We start from the raw sequence: 16274 nt of genomic DNA on the forward strand, positions 1-16274 counted from the left end.
CGCTTTTGATGTGTCGACTCCGAAGCTTCGGCTCCAGCCCGCTGTCGCCCTCCTGGAAATCGCGAAACCGTTATTGAGGATAGGGCGCCAGGCAAAGAGGCAAGGTTTGATCCCGGTTGTACTAAAATCCGGGACAAGTGACGTCAGTTTGATCACACCATTGGCGATAGAACTCCCCTGCGTTATTGGCCAAGGGGGCTCCGTCTGTTGTGGTATCCCAACCGAGGAAATCGACGATCTGCTCGTTCGCGTCTTCGGGCGCGGACTTCGCTTGAGTGGGGGTGCGCTGCCCCGTGATTTGGTCGAATACAAAGTGCTGGCCAAAATCGATGAGTTGATAGTCATCGTCGAAATAATCCGCGTAATCAACGTTTGGACCACCTGCGCTTTCACGTGTCACGTACTCCGGAGGGGCGCTGTCACTGGCGTCGAACGCCGGTGGCAGCCAGGTGGGGCGGATACCGTCGGCGGAGTCGCGCTCGACGAGGGCCTGCACCAGCGGGTGGGTCATCCCGAGCTCTGCGCGCTGCCATATCCCGCTGCCCCGGAAGGCCCGGCGGATCGAGACGGACGGTTCGGTGACTCGGGGTTCGTTATCCCCCGAATCTGCGAGGTCGAACTCGGGGTCGCCCACTGCGATTGCGCCACTTTGGTCGGACACGTCGATTTGAGAGTCGCGGACGGCGATATTGCCGAACCATCCCCGTCCCACGTAGCATCGATAAAAGAACGTCTCGGGTTCGAATTCAGGGATGTCGTTGTTTACGCAATAGCCGGAATCGGAGACGCGGGCACGCAGAGTATCGAATTGATCGTCGTCAAATAGACGGATTACCAACCCCGAGATCGTGCTGAATCCCAGAGAAAGGTCGGTTTCGAGAAGAACGGTCTCGGTCCCGTCCGTGTCAATGCGGACCAGTTGGCGACGATCATCATCTGCGCGCATCTCCATCCGTCCAAACCCTCGGTCATCAGGCAGCTCGGCCAGCGTCGTTGCGTCTGACGGGTCAATTGGGTCCCCGCCAGTGCGGGCGTCACCGGAGGGCGATGCGATATTCTGGCCGCCGGGGAGGCGTCCCCGCGCCTGGTTAAGGCTCAGAAGGGGGTCGGTCCAGTAGAGTACGCTCGCGACTTGAACGCTCTGTTCTTCATCTCTCGCGTTGTCCCAGAATGCTGTCAGCTCGATTGTGGTGGTGCCATCGAGGGAGTTGATGGTTCCTTCGTCAAGCTCAAAACGAAAATTTGCATTGGTCCCGGTGAAGCCTTCGGTCAATGCATCCTTCGCAAGGTTGAAATCTGTCTCCGTGAGGGAATCACGCATCTTGTCGATGCGGGACTCCATGACCTGGACGGCTTCCGCCCGGGCCTTGGAGTCTGCCGTCGAGACCATCAGGTCCCCGTACAGCTTGGACAACGCAAGGATTCCGAGGCCGATCACCGCCAAGGCAATTAGTGCCTCGATCAACGTGATTCCGAACGTGCGCTGTTTAGGGTGAGACATCATCTTTGAACCTCTGTACGCGAAGCGTGACGGGGCTGTCGTTGGATGCAGGCGGGCGGTGGTGCTTGCTTTAGTCAACGCCATGGGTCCAGTCGCGCCAGCTTCCAGATACCAGAGAGCGTGCCCCTACGCTGCCCGCACCGCCAGCTGCGATCGGATCAAAGTAGAAGAAGGGTGTACCGGAGACCTCTGCGTCGTCAGGTACGTCCGTACGCCCCTGGACAATGGCGGCACCAAAGAACCGGGGATTGCCTCGCGCGATAAGGTCGCCGGTAATGTAGAGAATGCCGTGAAAGTCTTGGAAATTACCCGTTGTCCTGAGGTCACCTTCCACAACTAGCAGTACGGGGTTTTCGCGGCTACCCAAGGTCCCAGTCAGTTCGGCATCGCCTTCGATCCAGATCGTCTGGCCCCATTCGCTTGCGTCAAATTCGAATCGGTCTCCGTTTGATTCGAGGACATTTTCGATTTGGTTTTCCTTGTATGACTCCATGCTGGAGCCCATGAATGATTCGAAGAACTCATCTCCGGTGACGCCAAAGTTGTCGTCTCGGTCGATGACATCAAGGCCCAGCAGGTCACCGCGAGACTCCTGGACATAAGTCCCGTCCCCGTCCAGAGGGACTGGGTCTGGGTTGGCTGGGTCCGTGGAAGGGCGGGATTCGCCCTCGCGCAAGAGGAAACTGTTACCTGTACCACCACCGCTGATGTTGATTTCACCACCGGAGCGGATGGTGGTGTCCGTGTACGCGTTGTAAACCGCAGCTGTACCGGAGATTGCGAGGCCTCCTCGTGTCACGAGGGGATTGTCAGGTGGATTCGCGATTGATGGACCGGCCTGTACGCCGACCAGTATCGCCTTCCGTCCGGCTCGGTCATCGCTCCAGCCGCAAGAAAGGGCCACGGCATTCCGGATGTTTGTTTCTTCGTCAGCGCTGGTGAGCAGCAAAGGATCGCCGGAAGCAGAGTTTAGGTTGGCCACTGCTTGAGCAAAGGCGTCCGGAGTATTGCCGCAGATTGCATCCGCGGTGCCGAAGGCTTCACTCGCAGCCGTAGGCGCAAGGAAGGCCGCTCGGGCCGCGTATCGGTCTGTCTCCAGCATGAGGAACGAATCTCCATTGTCTTCCCAGCCCGGGGGGCGGTTGTTCTCCGCTGCGTAGGCCAGTGCTACTTCCAGTCCCGCCTGCGCGGCGTTGTTGGTCTGTTTCATGCGCAATTCGTTGGCTGACATGCGCTGTTCGAGAATGGCGGTCTGGGAGGCGAAGATGATCACCAGGGTGATGGCGACCAGGATGATCACCGTGATCAACAGGGTCGCAAGGCCTTTCTGGTGGCCTCTGCGCGGTAACCTGGAAAAATACGATGTCATGCAGTTGCTCCGTTGTAGCGGGTCAGTCGTCGCTACCATTAAAGATTCGCGCGTTGCGGACTCCGACGGTCAGGCTGGTATCTCGGTCGTCGCTGTCAGTGAACGAGACCCGTGTGTCGGGCTCGTCGGCGTGCTGCGCATCCAGCTGGATGGTTACGCGTCGGTTCTCGAAGTAAAAATCTTCGTCGCCGCCGTTGTCGGGGCAAAGGCCGGCTGTCTCGGTGGCGTTCCCGTCTGCGTTTAGGTGCAGGCAGGACGACCGGTCAAGCGAGAAGTCGAGCAGGGTGACGTTAGTTGTTGTCGGGTCTGTGAGGGTTTCCCAGCCGTCATTCTGGTCACATGATCCGGTTGACTCGATCTGGCCGGTCAGCATCTGAATCGAATTCCCTGCCAGGCGGTAGCCGAACACGTACTGTTCGTCGATCTCGTCCAGTGCCTGCAACGGATCCTCGATGATGTAGCCGTAAGTTGGGTCGTAGCTGAGCAGGATGCAGCTGCCGCCTTCGTGAATTGCCAGGTTCAGGTCCGAGGCCATGAAGGGGTTTCTCGGAAGCGCATCGGATTCTTCGTCGAACTCAATGCGGTCGGGGTGCGAATAGCCCGTGCGACGGATGTCGTTGGCCATTAGATCCAGCGCAATGCGCGTTTCCTGCGTAAGCCGGGCTTCCTGGGTGACGAAGGTGGCGCCTCGTATGGCCGTGATGTATAGGGCAATCACCGCGGCGATCACGATCGTTCCGACCAGGATCCCGATCATCAGCTCGATGAGCGTGAAGCCCCCAGCGCCGTTGCGGCGGCGCGAAGGAATCGGCGCAGTGTTTCTAGCTCGGTTCAGCATTCGCTATACGCCCCCATGGCACGGTTGGTTCCGCAGGCGCGAGGACGTCCGATCGGATTGATCTGGACCTGCATCACAAAGTTGTTTGGCGATGACGTGAAGAGGAGATCGGACCGGTCGCCCTGCACGGTGCCGCGCACGTGATTGAAGGTGATGGTCTGTTCGCCCGTCATCGAGACATTGCGGTAATCATCCGAGCTGGTCGTGCGCAGCACTGCGTCCTCGTCACCTGCCATCACGATGGTGCATGCGTTCGCGGCGGCCGGGTCCTCGACCGTGCAATCGCAGGCGGGTGTGCTTGTTATGCCGTGACACCAGGCGTCGCCGTCCACCTGGCTCACGAAGCGGATATCGCGCCCCTGCTTGATGGCCTCGGTGCGGGCCATCTGGATCTGGTCGAGGGCGCTTTCGGCGGCGCCGATTACACGGCGCTGCTCGGCGAGGTTGAAGGCTGGGGCGGCCAGCGTGACCAGGATCACCAGCACGGCGATGGTGATCATGAGCTCGATCAGGGTGAAGCCGAAGGGTTTTTGTGGTGCGGCCATGCGCGGTCCCCGGGCAGGAGGTAGGGAGGTCTCGACTCCCATTATACGGTTTGGGGTATCTTGGGCATGTCGTCTGGCTACCGCTCGTCGTGCGAATGCTTCCACTCGCGATATTGACAGGGCTCGCTGGCGGGCGGTTGTGGTGGAATCGGGTTTGGCGAAAACGGAAGTCTCCGAGGGGATAGAGCGATGAAGGCAGCAAACACGAAGGCGCTGGGATTTACCCTGATCGAGCTGATGATCGTGGTCGCGGTCGTGGCCATCCTGGCGGCAATCGCTTACCCGTCGTACCAGAACTACATCTTGAAGTCGCAACGAGCGGATGCGCATGACTCACTACTGCGTATTCAGATGGAACAGGAGCGCTGGCGGGCAAATAATCCGGCCTACACCGGAGACCTTTCGGATCTGGGGCTGACCGCCGAATCGGACGATGGGCATTACCAGCTGGCGATATCCAACGAGTCGGGGTCGAGCTTTACCGCGACCGCCACCGCGCAGGGGCGCCAGGCGAATGACTCCAATTGTCAGAGCATTACGCTCGCGGTTACCGGAGGGAGCGCGGACCGGGATGGAACCCCGGGTGGCGATGATTGCTGGTGATCCGTACGTTCCTGACCGAACGTTTTTCGCGCGCTGAGGACAACGCTAGTCAGGACAGCTCTTCGATGGCTCGCTTCGCGGCCGCCCGATGCTGCTGACAATTACGCGCCGGCCTTCGTGGCCGTTGCCGCAAACGGTAAAGCTGCCCATCTGCAGTGCGCCGCTCGTGCGCCGGGTTGTTCCCCGGGCTACGTAGGACACGTAGTCCCGGACCGGGGTGTTCCCCTTGATCGAGAGCATGTCCTGTAGCCCTGGATTCTCGTAGCCGATGAGTGGGTCTTCCTCGGAGCGCTCGCCCGAGTGTTCCGGGTCGGCAAACCAGATCCAGCCGTATGCCCAGTCGCCGTCTTCGCGGCAGGTCTCGCCGTCGCTGGACGGACAAAGGGTAACGCGCTCGTTGCGCTTGATCGCCTCGCTGCGTGCAAGATGCATGGCGTTGAGCAGGCTGTTGGTGGCGCCGATGACGCGTTGACGCTCGAGCATCTGGTTGAAGCCCGGGGCGGCGAGCATGGCCAGGATGGCGAGCACGCCCAGCGCGACCATCAGCTCGATGGCCGTAACTCCCTTGCAGGTCCGCATCGTCGTCTCCTCCCTGAGATCGCGTGCATGCGAGAGCATAGACGAGCGCGGCGCCCGAGGCCACGGGCCCGTCGGGTGGTGCTGGAACGTTGCCGGTGACAGGTTGCCTACAAGTCAGAGGTCCCGGCAGGCATGCGGGCGGTGGTTTTGGCTGGATGCCGCGGATGCGACAGGAGATTGCTTGGCTTCGCTCGCAATGACGGGGCGGTGTAGCGATGTCATTCGTAACGACGCGGCGTGTCAGGTGCGGGGGAATTGAAGGTGCTGGAGGTTAGCAGGGTCATGGTGAAGGACGTGCAGCGGATGGATCAGGCGGATCTGCTGGATTTGCAGCAGCAGGCGGCGCGTCAGGCGGGGGTGTCGGTTGGGTTTCGTGACGACGCGCGTTCCGGCGCGTCGACGCCGGAGCTGCAGGTGATTCCGGCCGGGGAGTTCGAGATGGGTTCGGATGCCTCGGAGTACGGCCATCAGCCACACGAGGCACCGCGGCGCTTCGTGGCGCTGGAGCGACCCTTTGCGCTGGGGCGCTATCAAGTCACCCGCGAGGAGTGGGAGGCCTTCCAGGCGGCGACCGGCTGGGAACCCTGGGAGTGGCTGGTGTGGCCCAGCACCCCGCGCATGCCGATCTTCAACATCAAGCCGGACAGCATCCAGCAGTATCTCGACTGGCTGAGCGAGGAGACGGGCAAGCGCTATCGCCTGCCGACCGAGGCGGAGTGGGAATACGCCTGTCGGGCGGGCACGCGCACGCCGTTCGCCTTTGGCGAGGTGGTGGGGTGCCGCGACGTGCACTTCAATTCGCTGTTTCCGTACGAGGAGCGGCGCCAGCGGCGCAGGTGGTATATCCCGGCGTGTTTCCCGTTGTCGCGCCCGCTGGATGTGGGCAGCTTCCAGCCGAACCTCTGGGGGCTGTACGACATGCACGGTAACGTGCAGGAGTTCACCTCCACCCCCTGGCACGACGGACACCAGTCGCTGCCGCGTGACGGCGTCTATCGCCGAGACCCGGAAAACGAGTGGGTGGTGACCAAGGGTGGCTCCTGGTTCGACCCTGCCGTGAACACGCGCAGCGCCGCCCGTCGCCGCCGCAACATCGACGAGATGGACACCAATCTGGGCTTCCGCGTCCTGCGCGAGTTGGACGATTAGTCGCTTCGCCCGAGGGCAATGCGTTTCGCTGCGCTCAACGCATCCTACGGCGTTCGGGTAATTATCGAGGGTAGGGTGCACTGAGCGAAGCGAACTGCACCGCGTGTTTACCGCTTACCGTTAAGCGTTATATCATGTGACCATGATCAGAAGCTTTCGGTGTAGGGAAACCCGGGCACTGTTCGAAACGGGCAGAAGTCGACGTTGGTCAAGCGTCCGAACGATCGCGGAACGCAAGCTGATCCAGCTTCAAGCGGCGGAGACGCTGCAGGATTTGCGGTCACCGCCGGGAAACCGGCTGGAACCCCTGTCTGGTGACCGCGCAGGACAGCACAGCATTCGCATCAACGCCCGGTGGCGCATCTGTTTCCGGTGGACCGACGAGGGTGCCGAGGACGTGGAGATCGTCGATTACCATTGAAGGGTTCCCGAAGGAGGTTAGAGCATGACTACAAACGGTATGCGGCCCATCCATCCAGGCGAGGTCCTGCGCGAGGAGTTTCTTGCTCCGCTAGGGCTTAGTGTGAACGCGCTTGCCGGGGCATTGCACGTGCCGACGACGCGCATGAATGACATTGTGCGCGAGCGCCGGGGCGTCTCCGCCGACACGGCCATGAGGCTGGCGCGTTATTTCGGCACAACTGAACGTTTCTGGCTAAACCTGCAGGTTGAATACGAATTGCGGCGTGCCCAGATCGAACTCGCCGACCGCGTGCGTAGCGAGATCGAACCCCGCGCCGCGTGATAACGGTTGGACGTAGGGTGCACTGAGCGAAGCGAATTGCACCGTTTGCAGGAAGGGGCTACAGCCAGCGGGCGAGCCAGAGGCGCAGGCGCAGTTCGAGCGGCGGAGCGTAACCCTGCTTGCGGAAGACGATTTCGCCGTCGGGTGTGATGATGAAGCTGGCCGGGACGCCGCGCACGTTGTAGCGCGCGGCGAGGGCGCCCTCCGGGTCGTTGATCACGGCGAGTTCGCGCTCCTGTTCGGTCATGTGTTCGAGCAGCTCTTCGTCCACGCCGGACTGCATGGCGACCGTCAGAACCGGGTGGCCTTGCGACAGGCGCACGATTTCGCCTGCCTCCAGGCGGCAGATCGGGCACCAGGTGGCCCAGAAGTGCAGCAGCATGGGTTCGTCCGCGTAGTCCGCAAGCGACACGGGTGTGCCGTCCAGCAAAAGGGCCTCGAATTGGGGCGCCGGGCCCTCGACCATGTCGCGCGCCATCCAGGCGCGCACCGCCAGGAAGATCACCAGCGCGAGCCCGATCTGGATGCCCCAGCTGAGCGCGCGGCGGCGCCGCGAGGGCTTGGGGCGTTTCGGCTTTTCTGGCGGGGTCTCGGTCAACGGATCATCTCGGCTTGTCCTGGGCGTGCGCGGGTGCCGCGGGTCTTCGGGCCCTTGCGCACGGCGATGCGTACCAGTTCGTCCTCGTCTTTCATCAGGCGTTCCCTCTGTGCCTCGGTCAACAGCGGATTGCGCGCGACGAAGTAGCGCAGGTTGGGGTCGCGGTCGTTTACGCAGGCCTCCACCTGGTCCGGGGTCAGGTCCGGGCGCTTGGCGCAGTTGAGGCGCACGGTCTGGTTCGGGTCGGCCAGTAGGAGGACGACCTCTTCCGGCGTCAGGTCCATGCGCCGCGAGAAATACGCCTTCACCTGGGCGTGCTGGTCGCGTACCAGTAGCGAGCGCCACTTGTCCTCGAGGTCCGCGGACAGGGCCAGGTCCATGCGTTCCTCGAACGTCATCGCCTTGTATTGCTGCTTCAGTTCGGTCATGGCCGCGACATTATAGGCGGGCCGGTTGGGATGCGCGGATACGACCCCACAATGTGCAGGAACGACAGCGGCCGGGGCCCTGTCGTACTATTAGAAGACGATGATCTACCCCGGATCCTGGGGTGAGAGGGCAGATGAACGCACCGGTGGCCGAAAAACCGATTTTCCACGTGCCGCGCACGGACCATGTGACGGCCTCGCTGCACGCGTTGACCGACACCCAGCGCGACGAGCTGGTGCGCCGCATTAAGCGCTTGCTGATCGAGCGCAACGCGGTGCTGGTTGCGCATTACTACGTGGACGAATCCCTGCAGCGCCTGGCGGACGAGACCGGCGGCTGTGTGTCCGACTCCCTGGAGATGGCGCGCTTCGGCAAGGAGCACCCGGCCGAGACGCTGGTGGTGGCCGGCGTGCGCTTCATGGGCGAGACCGCCAAGATCCTGAGCCCGGAAAAGCGCGTGCTGATGCCGACGCTGGAGGCGGAGTGCTCGCTGGACCTCGGCTGCCCCCCGGACGACTTCGCGAAGTTCCGCGCGCAATACCCGGATCACACGGTCGTCGTGTATTCGAATACCTCGGTGGACGTGAAGGCGCAGGCCGATTACGTCGTCACCTCCAGCATCGCCGTGCCGTTGGTCGAGCACCTGCGCGACCAGGGCAAGAAGGTTCTCTGGGCCCCGGACAAGCACCTGGGCGATTACATCCGCCGTACCACCGGCGCCGACATGGTGCTTTGGGACGGCTCCTGCGTGGTGCACGACGAATTCCGCTCCTGGGCGCTGGAAGATCTGCGCGGGCGCCATCCCGGCGCCGCCGTGCTGGTCCACCCGGAATCCCCGCGCGAGGTGATCCACCAGGCGGATGTGGTGGGGTCCACCAGCCAGCTGATCGCGGCGGTGAAGGACCGCCCGGAACAGGAATTCATCGTCGCGACGGACAAGGGCATCTTCTACAAGATGCAGCAGGCCGCGCCGGACAAGAAGCTGATCGAGGCGCCCACTGGTGGCCACAGCGCCACCTGCACCAGTTGCGCGCACTGCCCGTGGATGGCGATGAACGATCTGGTCTCGCTGGCCGAGACACTGGAAGACACCAACGAGCCGGCGAAGAACGAGATCTTCGTCGACGAGACCGCGCGCCAGAAGGCCCTGGTCGCCACCCAGCGCATGCTCGATTTCGCCACCGAACATCGCAAGGCCACCGAAGGCGACGCCTGAGCACTTTGCCGGGATGACCGACGGGCATTAACAGGACGATGTAATGGGCCAAATGTCTCGCAGGCTGGACCGTACCGCCGTCTTGAAGGCACTCAGGGATCACCGTGCGCATCTCGAGCGCGAATTCGGCGTGTGCGGCCTGGCGCTGTTTGGCTCGCTGGCCCGCGACGAGGCCGGAGAGCAGAGTGACGTCGATATCCTGGTGGGTTACGACGGCCCGGCCTCCGCACAACAGTATTTCGGTGTGCAGTTTTACCTCGAGGATCTTCTAGGGTATCCGGTGGATCTGGTCTCGGAAAAAGCTCTGCGCGCCGAGCTTCGTCCGTTCGTCGAGCGCGAGGCGATCCGTGTCTGAGTCCATGGCCGGGCGCGAGTGGCGTTTCTATCTGGACGACATGGTTCGGTTCGCGCGCAAGGCGATGGCCTATACGGATGGTCTTGATCGCGACATGTTCATACGGAATGAGCTCGTCTTCGACGCCGTACTCCGTAACCTCGAGCTGATCGGCGAGGCTGCCAGTCATGTGCCCTCCGAGGTCCGGGAGGCGCATCCGGATATTCCCTGGCGCATGATCGTTGCTACCCGCAATCGGCTGATCCATGCCTATCTGGGTATCGACAGCGACACGATCTGGAATTTGGTGGACGAGCACCTTCCAGATTTGGTCAGCGGTCTCGAGAAAATGCGCCAGGAGTTGTAGGGGCTAGGGTTTTTTGGCCGACTGTCGGGCTTCGACGTCCGCCGCTAGCTGCGTGGGACATGTGTTCCATCGGTTTTTATCGGTCGTTAAGCCACGCGGCCCACTGCGAGTGGGTGGAGGCGTCCACGCCGGCAGCCTTTGCTTCCTGCTGCAGGTGGGTCTGCAGGTCGGCCATCAGTTCGGAATCCATCAGCTCGGGCTCCAGCGTCAGTTGCGCGTGCAGCGTGCTGTAGACGAGCTTCAGTTCATTCACCGGATAATGCGACCAGTCGAGGTGGGCCATGGTGTCCGTTCTCCATATGGGGTGGGTAACTCGTGTCTCTGAATATAGCTTGGCGTTGACCTCGGTGGCTGGACAAATGGGCTTGCGGGGTATCGGACATGTTTAAGCGGCGGGCGCGCCTGCTGGTGGCGGCCGAGCGGGCCGACGGGCGTGCTGCACGCGTGGCCGAGCTGGGCGCAGCAGCGGAGTTCGAGGACTGGATCGAGGTGCGCCCGGCGCGGATCATGGGCGGGGTCACGGCAGAGGATCTGGCGTGGGCCGACCTGCTCGTGGCGGTCGACGCGGCGGCCGCCCGCGCGATGCCCGCCGAACGCCCGGCCACCTGCCGTCCGAAGTACTGGACGCTGCCGGGCGAGACCGGGGCGGCGTTCGACCTGCAGACCCTGGAGGCGCTGCGTTGCATGGTTGGGGGGATGCGCATGCTCGCGCGCGTGGACGCTGAAGACGACGCCTGACGCATCCTTTCCTCGTTCGTCATCCCGGAAACCGGGTAGCGGTTATCCGGGATCTCCTGACCCTGTCACCGTTCCGGCGAGATCCCGGCTCTACGCTCCGCTTCGGCCGGGATGACGATATCCTCCGTCATTGCGAGGCCCGCGAGGGGGCGTGGCAATATCCATCCGAAATCCCGATGCTTGCCTCGCGGGTGAGGGGGTGGCGTTTGGGCTGTCTGCGGAGGTCGCCACGGCGCGGCGCGCCTCGCGATGACGTGCTCATCAATCCGTTGTGGGGAGGCTCCACCGGGGGCTGAGGTGCTTCTACTCGGGGTGGTAGGGGACGGGTGCGCGGGCGTGGAGCTGGGCCAGGTGGTCTTCGTAGAGCGCCCAGATGCGTGGGGCGATGGCGCCGCGTGAGCCGGGGTAGGTGAGGCGGTCGGGGTTGAAGCTGATCAGGCGCTCGATCTCGGTGCAGCGCAGTTCCTCGTTGATCACGTTGAAGATGAGGATCTGCGTACCCTGGTCGGCGATGGGCAGCAGGGCGCCGATGAGGCCGGTGTCGTTCAGCCCGGGGTCGCTGCGGGCATCGCCCAGCTCGGCGGGGGGGCGCACCAGTGTGCCCAACAGCTCCTGATAGGCCTGGTCACAGGCATAGCAGATTTCCGGTGCACGCAGGCCCTGCACGCGCGCACAGGCTTGACGCACCGTTCCGTCTGGCAGCGCCATGCGTTCCGGGGCGACCGGGATGCGGTTGGTCTTGCCGTTCGGAAGCAGGCGCGGGACCGACTCCTGGCAGGAGGGGCAGCGCCATGTTGAGACTCGCGGGCCGTCGATTACGTTATTGGGCGGCATGCGGCGCTCCCCGGAAAATAGATGGGGTCAGTATACGGCGCGGCGAGGGGCTTGTTGGGGATGGCCCGCGGGCGAACGCTCCGGCCAGGATCTGGCGCGGGCAGGGCCATTCGCGGGCAGGCCCGTTCCCACAAGGCTGTTACCACAAAAACTTGTTTGAACAGGAGTGCCCGGTTCAGCCGAAGTAGTCGGGCTCGTTGCCCGGGCGCCACTTGATGTTGCAGCCGAGGCTCGGGTGCTGGGGCTCGGGGGCTGCCTGGCCGTCGAGCAGGGCATCGCTGGCCGCGCGCAGATCGCGTCCGGTGACTGGGGTGTCGGAGCCCGGGCGGGACGCGTCGAACTGGCCGCGATAATAGAGCTTGCGTTCGGCGTCGAACAGGTAGAAGTCCGGGGTGCAGGCGGCGTGATAGGCCTTGGCGACGGACTGGTCCTCGTCCAGGCAGTAGGGGAAGTTGTAGCCGAAGCGGCGGGCGTCGTCCTTCATCTTGTCCGGGGCGTCGTCCGGTACGGCCTGGATGTCGTTGGAGTTGATCGCGATGACCGCGATGCCCTTGCTCGAGTATTCGCGGCCGTAGCGGGCGAACTCGTGCCGGACCAGCTGCACGAACGGGCAGTGATTGCATATAAAGGCGATCATGTAGCCTTTCGCGTTGGGGAAGCTGTCGAGGCTGATGGTCTCGCCGGAGACGACGTCCGGAAGGGAAAAGCCGGGTGCCTCGGTGCCGAGTTCGATCATCTGCGAGGGGGTGCGGGCCATGACTGCTCCAGTGTTCGGATTTGCGACAATTATACGGCGTTGGCCGGGGGTGCTTGAAACCTTCCGGCCCCGCCAGCACTCTTCGAGATAATACCCGAGCAATGGAGTAAGGAATATGGGCTGGGTGACCGGTGTCGTACAGGAGCGCAAGCAGTGGACGGATCGGCTGTTCTCGTTGCGGGTGGATGCCGAGGTCGAGCTGTTCAAGGCCGGGCAGTTCAACCGCCTGCGTCTGGAGATCGACGGCGAGCCGGTGGCGCGGCCGTATTCCTATGTGAATGCGCCGGGCGAAACGCCGCTGGACTTCTATTTGATCACCGTTCCGGATGGACCGCTGTCCAATCGTCTGGCGCAACTGGGGCCGGGCGACACGGTGGAGCTGATGCCGCGCGCGACCGGCTTTTTCACCCTGGATGAGCTACCGGACAGCCGCGACCTGTGGCTGCTTTCCACGGGCACTGCGCTGGGGCCGTTCCTGTCCATGCTGAAGACCGATACCCCCTGGGAACGCTTCGAGAACATCCGCCTGATCCACGCGGCGCGCAAGGCCGAAGAACTGACCTATCAGGACACCATCCGGCAGTTCCAGGAACGTGATGCGAAGCGGTTCCAGTACATCCCGTTTGTCAGCCGCGAGCCGTTCCCGGGTGGGCTCGAGGGCCGGGTACCGGCCGCGATTGCCGAGGGCCGCCTGGAGCATCACGCGGGCCTGAAGATCACGCCGGAGCACTCCCAGGTCATGCTGTGCGGCAACCCGGACATGGTGAAGGATACCGCCGCGATCCTGCGCGAGCGCGGGCTGGAGAAGAACCGCCGACGCAAGCCGGGGCAGATCACGACCGAGAACTACTGGTAGGTCCCCGGATATGTAGGAGCGTGCTTGCACGCGAAGCCCCTGCCAAAGTCGGAAGTGGGCAGGGGCTTCGCGTGCAAGCACGCTCCTGCGAGTATCAAGCCCCCGGTGCTAGTCCAGCAGGTTCACCGACCAGGCGCGGATCAGGCCGGCGACATAGCGGGTGTGTTCCGGGCGCGAGAGCAGGTGGTCGGTCTGGTGCAGGGCGACGAAGCTCTTCGGGTGATGGGCCTGCTGGAAAATCTTGCGGGCGTGGTCGACGCTGACCACGGTGTCGCCCGGTGCATGCAGCAGCAGGAGTGGCTGCTCCAGGGTCTCCAGTGCGGCATCCAGGGTCGGCTCCTCGATCGACTCGATAAAGGCGTGGCCGATTTCCACCGGGCGCCCGCCGATGCTGATGCGGGCCGAACCCTCGCGCCGAATCTCCTCCGCGGTATCGCCGAACAGGTGGGCGACATGGCCGGGGCGGCTGGGGGCGGCGATGGTCACGATGCCGTCCAGTGACTCGCGCTGCGCCCCCACATAGATCGCCATGGCGCCGCCGAAGCTATGGCCGATCAGCAGGTTGGTATGCCGCCCCGTGTAGGTCTCCAGCGCCTCGATGGCGGAGTGCAGATCCTCGCAGTAGGTCGCAAGCGTGCTGTCGCGAAACTCCCCTTCGGAGTCGCCCAGCCCCATGAAGTCGAAGCGCAGGGTGGCGATGCCTTCCGCGGCCAGGGCGCGCGCCAGGCGCACCGTGGCGGGGAAGTCCTTGGAGCAGGCGAAACAGTGGGCAATGCAGGCCTGGCCGCGGAGGGCATCGGGCTCGGGCGCGACGATCACGCCGCCGAGGCGGGCGCCGCGCGGGGTCTGAATGGTCAGCGGCGTGTTGTGGATCGCCATCGGGGGCTCCGGATGCAGGGTATTCGCTATGGTCCCACCGGGGACGGTCTGCGATCATACGGGTTTGATGATCCGAATGGCCACGCGGGGTGTCTCCCGGTATACGGCCACCACTTCACGGGACCACTGGGGGACGGCTTGGAAACCGAGAGTCAGATTCGCGCACGCCTGGCCGAGCTGGAGGCCGAGCACCGGGCTCTGGATTCCGCGATCGGCGTGATGCACGAGCAGGCCGCACCGGACATCTTCGCCATCCAGCGCCTGAAGAAGCGCAAGCTGCAGTTGAAGGACTCTATCCAGCGCCTGCGCAGCCGCCTGATCCCCGACCTCAACGCCTGACCCGGGTGTATTCACCACGAAGCGGATGAAGGCACGAAGACGGGCAGGGATCAGGCGGTTGTCAGGCGAGTAGGATGCGTTGAGCGTTGCGAAACGCATCAGGGGGTGGCAGTTCCGCGGAACCGATGCGATTCGCTGTGCTCATCGGCATCCTACCCTTCTTGTATGTTATCCCCGGTTTCATCCGTGACCTCTGTGGTGCAAATCGCCCTTCTTTGTGTACTTCGTGGTGGCCAACAAAAAACGGCGCCCGGAGGCGCCGTTTGAGTGTGTTCCATAGTGGAACGCTGGAGCTTAGCCCCAGATGTCGCTGGTGATGCCGTTGTACCAGGCGCGGGTGTATTCCGCCTCGCGGCGACGGAAGCTGGTGCTGGCACCCGACGGGCTGACCCCACCGGCACCGGATACCCCGGCCATCGCACCGTCCTGGTACTGGTAGACCGCGGCTACGCTGACCGCGTAATCGGGGGTCACCAGGCTGTAGCAGGTGTTGGCGGACGAGGGGTTGATGGGCTCCTGCCCCGCCAGTTGGCGGACGATGGCGGCCGCCACGATCTTGCCCTGGTTGTTGGCCGAGTGGCCGGACTTCGGCATGGCGCCCGCCACGCTGGCATCCCCCAGGACGTAGATGTTGTCGTCCATCTCCGACTTGAAGGTCAGCTGGTCGACCGGCACCCAGCCTTCGTCGTTGGTCAGGCCGACGTCATGGGCGATCTGACCGGCGCGCTGGGCCGGGATGAAGTTCAGCACGTCGGCGCGGACGCGTTCGAAACCGCTGTCGGCCAGTACGGTCATGTTGGAGACGTCGATCTCCTCGGCGCGCCCGCCCGATGAGCCGGCCCGCCACTCGATCATGTCGCCATAATGCTCGGCCCAGCCTTCCTCGAACAGGCCTTGCTTGGAGAAGCCATCCTTCGGGTCGAGGATGATGATCTTGGAACGTGGCTTCTCCTGCTTGAAGTAGTTCGCGACCAGGGATACCCGTTCGTACGGCCCCGGCGGGCAGCGGAACGGGTTGGGCGGGGCGACCATGACGAATACGCCGCCGTTCGGCATGTCCTGCAGCTGGGAGCGCAGCAGTTCGGTCTGCGAACCGGCCTTCCAGGCATGCGGGATGCGCTCGGCATCGGACTCGGAGATGCCCGGCATGTCGTCGTAGCGGAAGTCGATGCCCGGGGACATCACGAGCTTGTCGTAGCTCACGCGGTCGCCTCCGCTCAGGCGCACGCTGCGCGCATCGGCGTCCACCGCGGTGACCCGGTCCTCGATGATTTCGATGCCGTATTCATCGCGCAGGGTGTCGTAGCCCTGGGCGATGTCGTCCATGCCGGCGAAGCCGCCGATCACCCAGTTACTGCCGTAGCAGGTGTAGTAGGTGGCGTTGGGCTCGATCAGCGTTACGCGCATGTCGGGCGAGAACTGCTTGATGTATTTCGCGGTGGTCGCGCCGCCGGAGCCGCCGCCGACGACCACGATGTGGGCCTTTTCGGCCCCGCGCATGCCATTGGCGGCACAGCCGATACCGGTGAGGGCCGCGGCGCTGCTGATGCCCGCGACCTTCAGGAAATTACGTCGATTAAAGTCATGCATGATTCGTT

22 protein-coding genes are annotated in these 16274 nt (G+C 63.4%); 10 read left to right on the plus strand and 12 right to left on the minus strand.

What is annotated here, in order from left to right:
* Positions 1 to 121: 121 nt before the first annotated feature.
* From B0684_RS08960 to B0684_RS08975, 4 genes are all read right to left on the minus strand, one after another.
* On the minus strand, positions 122 to 1504 hold the full coding sequence (locus B0684_RS08960) for a PilV family protein (RefSeq protein WP_018650562.1): 1383 nt from the start codon (positions 1502 to 1504) through the stop codon (positions 122 to 124).
* Positions 1505 to 1571: 67 nt separating this feature from the next.
* Positions 1572 to 2870 carry a pilus assembly PilX family protein gene (locus B0684_RS08965; protein WP_018176233.1) on the minus strand — a complete coding sequence of 433 codons (1299 nt, stop codon included), beginning with the start codon at positions 2868 to 2870 and terminating at the stop codon, positions 1572 to 1574.
* 22 nt (positions 2871 to 2892) lie between these two features.
* The gene (locus B0684_RS08970; RefSeq protein WP_077277013.1) at positions 2893 to 3708 is read right to left on the minus strand and encodes a prepilin-type N-terminal cleavage/methylation domain-containing protein; all 816 of its coding nucleotides are present in this window, start codon (positions 3706 to 3708) and stop codon (positions 2893 to 2895) included.
* Positions 3702 to 4253, minus strand: coding sequence for a GspH/FimT family pseudopilin (locus B0684_RS08975; protein WP_018650561.1), 552 nt, complete (start codon positions 4251 to 4253; stop codon positions 3702 to 3704). Before B0684_RS08975 ends, B0684_RS08970 begins: the two co-directional genes overlap by 7 nt.
* Before the next feature lie 189 nt (positions 4254 to 4442).
* Between B0684_RS08975 and B0684_RS08980 the strand changes: the two genes are divergently transcribed.
* Positions 4443 to 4856: a type IV pilin protein gene (locus B0684_RS08980; RefSeq protein ID WP_018176230.1), complete on the plus strand. Its 414-nt coding sequence runs from the start codon at positions 4443 to 4445 to the stop codon at positions 4854 to 4856.
* Positions 4857 to 4901: 45 nt separating this feature from the next.
* Here B0684_RS08980 and B0684_RS08985 read toward each other — a convergent pair whose 3' ends face one another.
* On the minus strand, positions 4902 to 5435 hold the full coding sequence (locus B0684_RS08985) for a GspH/FimT family pseudopilin (protein ID WP_018176229.1): 534 nt from the start codon (positions 5433 to 5435) through the stop codon (positions 4902 to 4904).
* Between the two features lie 282 nt (positions 5436 to 5717).
* On the opposite strand from B0684_RS08985, the gene B0684_RS08990 reads away from it, so the two are divergent.
* From B0684_RS08990 to B0684_RS09000, 3 genes are all read left to right on the plus strand, one after another.
* Positions 5718 to 6584 (plus strand): formylglycine-generating enzyme family protein, encoded by an 867-nt coding sequence (locus tag B0684_RS08990; protein ID WP_018176228.1) that lies wholly within the window; start codon positions 5718 to 5720, stop codon positions 6582 to 6584.
* Positions 6585 to 6726: 142 nt separating this feature from the next.
* The gene (locus B0684_RS08995) at positions 6727 to 7005 is read left to right on the plus strand and encodes a type II toxin-antitoxin system RelE/ParE family toxin (RefSeq protein ID WP_077277016.1); all 279 of its coding nucleotides are present in this window, start codon (positions 6727 to 6729) and stop codon (positions 7003 to 7005) included.
* Positions 7006 to 7029: 24 nt separating this feature from the next.
* A complete protein-coding gene (locus B0684_RS09000) occupies positions 7030 to 7329 on the plus strand; it encodes a HigA family addiction module antitoxin (RefSeq protein WP_018176227.1) in 300 nt (99 codons plus the stop codon).
* A gap of 58 nt (positions 7330 to 7387) precedes the next feature.
* Here B0684_RS09000 and B0684_RS09005 read toward each other — a convergent pair whose 3' ends face one another.
* Complete coding sequence (locus B0684_RS09005; RefSeq protein ID WP_018176226.1) at positions 7388 to 7927, minus strand: protein disulfide oxidoreductase; 540 nt, start codon at positions 7925 to 7927, stop codon at positions 7388 to 7390.
* Positions 7924 to 8355 (minus strand): hypothetical protein, encoded by a 432-nt coding sequence (locus B0684_RS09010; RefSeq protein WP_018650560.1) that lies wholly within the window; start codon positions 8353 to 8355, stop codon positions 7924 to 7926. The genes B0684_RS09005 and B0684_RS09010 overlap by 4 nt, the downstream gene beginning before the upstream one ends.
* A gap of 134 nt (positions 8356 to 8489) precedes the next feature.
* Here B0684_RS09010 and nadA point away from each other — a divergent pair, with 134 nt between their 5' ends.
* From nadA to B0684_RS09025, 3 genes are read left to right on the plus strand one after another with little or no spacing between them, the layout of a single operon-like run.
* Positions 8490 to 9572 (plus strand): quinolinate synthase NadA, encoded by a 1083-nt coding sequence (gene nadA / locus B0684_RS09015; RefSeq protein WP_018650559.1) that lies wholly within the window; start codon positions 8490 to 8492, stop codon positions 9570 to 9572.
* Between the two features lie 43 nt (positions 9573 to 9615).
* Positions 9616 to 9927 (plus strand): nucleotidyltransferase family protein, encoded by a 312-nt coding sequence (locus tag B0684_RS09020; protein ID WP_018650558.1) that lies wholly within the window; start codon positions 9616 to 9618, stop codon positions 9925 to 9927.
* A gap of 4 nt (positions 9928 to 9931) precedes the next feature.
* The gene (locus B0684_RS09025; RefSeq protein ID WP_018650557.1) at positions 9932 to 10273 is read left to right on the plus strand and encodes a HepT-like ribonuclease domain-containing protein; all 342 of its coding nucleotides are present in this window, start codon (positions 9932 to 9934) and stop codon (positions 10271 to 10273) included.
* 76 nt (positions 10274 to 10349) lie between these two features.
* Here B0684_RS09025 and B0684_RS09030 read toward each other — a convergent pair whose 3' ends face one another.
* Positions 10350 to 10556: a hypothetical protein gene (locus B0684_RS09030; protein ID WP_018144602.1), complete on the minus strand. Its 207-nt coding sequence runs from the start codon at positions 10554 to 10556 to the stop codon at positions 10350 to 10352.
* Between the two features lie 98 nt (positions 10557 to 10654).
* Between B0684_RS09030 and B0684_RS09035 the strand changes: the two genes are divergently transcribed.
* A complete protein-coding gene (locus B0684_RS09035) occupies positions 10655 to 11011 on the plus strand; it encodes a hypothetical protein (RefSeq protein ID WP_018168331.1) in 357 nt (118 codons plus the stop codon).
* A 303-nt stretch (positions 11012 to 11314) separates the two neighbouring features.
* Here B0684_RS09035 and B0684_RS09040 read toward each other — a convergent pair whose 3' ends face one another.
* Both B0684_RS09040 and B0684_RS09045 read right to left on the minus strand, forming a co-directional pair.
* Positions 11315 to 11845, minus strand: a complete 531-nt coding sequence (locus tag B0684_RS09040; RefSeq protein WP_018144600.1) for a hypothetical protein — start codon at positions 11843 to 11845, stop codon at positions 11315 to 11317.
* Positions 11846 to 12020: 175 nt separating this feature from the next.
* The gene (locus B0684_RS09045) at positions 12021 to 12602 is read right to left on the minus strand and encodes a thioredoxin family protein (RefSeq protein ID WP_018650556.1); all 582 of its coding nucleotides are present in this window, start codon (positions 12600 to 12602) and stop codon (positions 12021 to 12023) included.
* A 115-nt stretch (positions 12603 to 12717) separates the two neighbouring features.
* Here B0684_RS09045 and B0684_RS09050 point away from each other — a divergent pair, with 115 nt between their 5' ends.
* Complete coding sequence (locus B0684_RS09050) at positions 12718 to 13458, plus strand: ferredoxin--NADP reductase (RefSeq protein ID WP_018168328.1); 741 nt, start codon at positions 12718 to 12720, stop codon at positions 13456 to 13458.
* A 108-nt stretch (positions 13459 to 13566) separates the two neighbouring features.
* On the opposite strand, the gene B0684_RS09055 is transcribed toward B0684_RS09050, so the two are convergent.
* On the minus strand, positions 13567 to 14337 hold the full coding sequence (locus B0684_RS09055) for an alpha/beta hydrolase family protein (protein ID WP_018650555.1): 771 nt from the start codon (positions 14335 to 14337) through the stop codon (positions 13567 to 13569).
* 138 nt (positions 14338 to 14475) lie between these two features.
* Here B0684_RS09055 and B0684_RS09060 point away from each other — a divergent pair, with 138 nt between their 5' ends.
* Positions 14476 to 14676, plus strand: a complete 201-nt coding sequence (locus tag B0684_RS09060; protein WP_018168326.1) for a YdcH family protein — start codon at positions 14476 to 14478, stop codon at positions 14674 to 14676.
* A 294-nt stretch (positions 14677 to 14970) separates the two neighbouring features.
* Here B0684_RS09060 and B0684_RS09065 read toward each other — a convergent pair whose 3' ends face one another.
* Positions 14971 to 16266, minus strand: a complete 1296-nt coding sequence (locus B0684_RS09065; RefSeq protein WP_018650554.1) for an FCSD flavin-binding domain-containing protein — start codon at positions 16264 to 16266, stop codon at positions 14971 to 14973.
* Positions 16267 to 16274 lie beyond the last annotated feature (8 nt).

The sequence above is a fragment of the Thioalkalivibrio versutus genome, assembly GCF_001999325.1.
In the GTDB taxonomy this organism is placed as follows: domain Bacteria; phylum Pseudomonadota; class Gammaproteobacteria; order Ectothiorhodospirales; family Ectothiorhodospiraceae; genus Thioalkalivibrio; species Thioalkalivibrio versutus.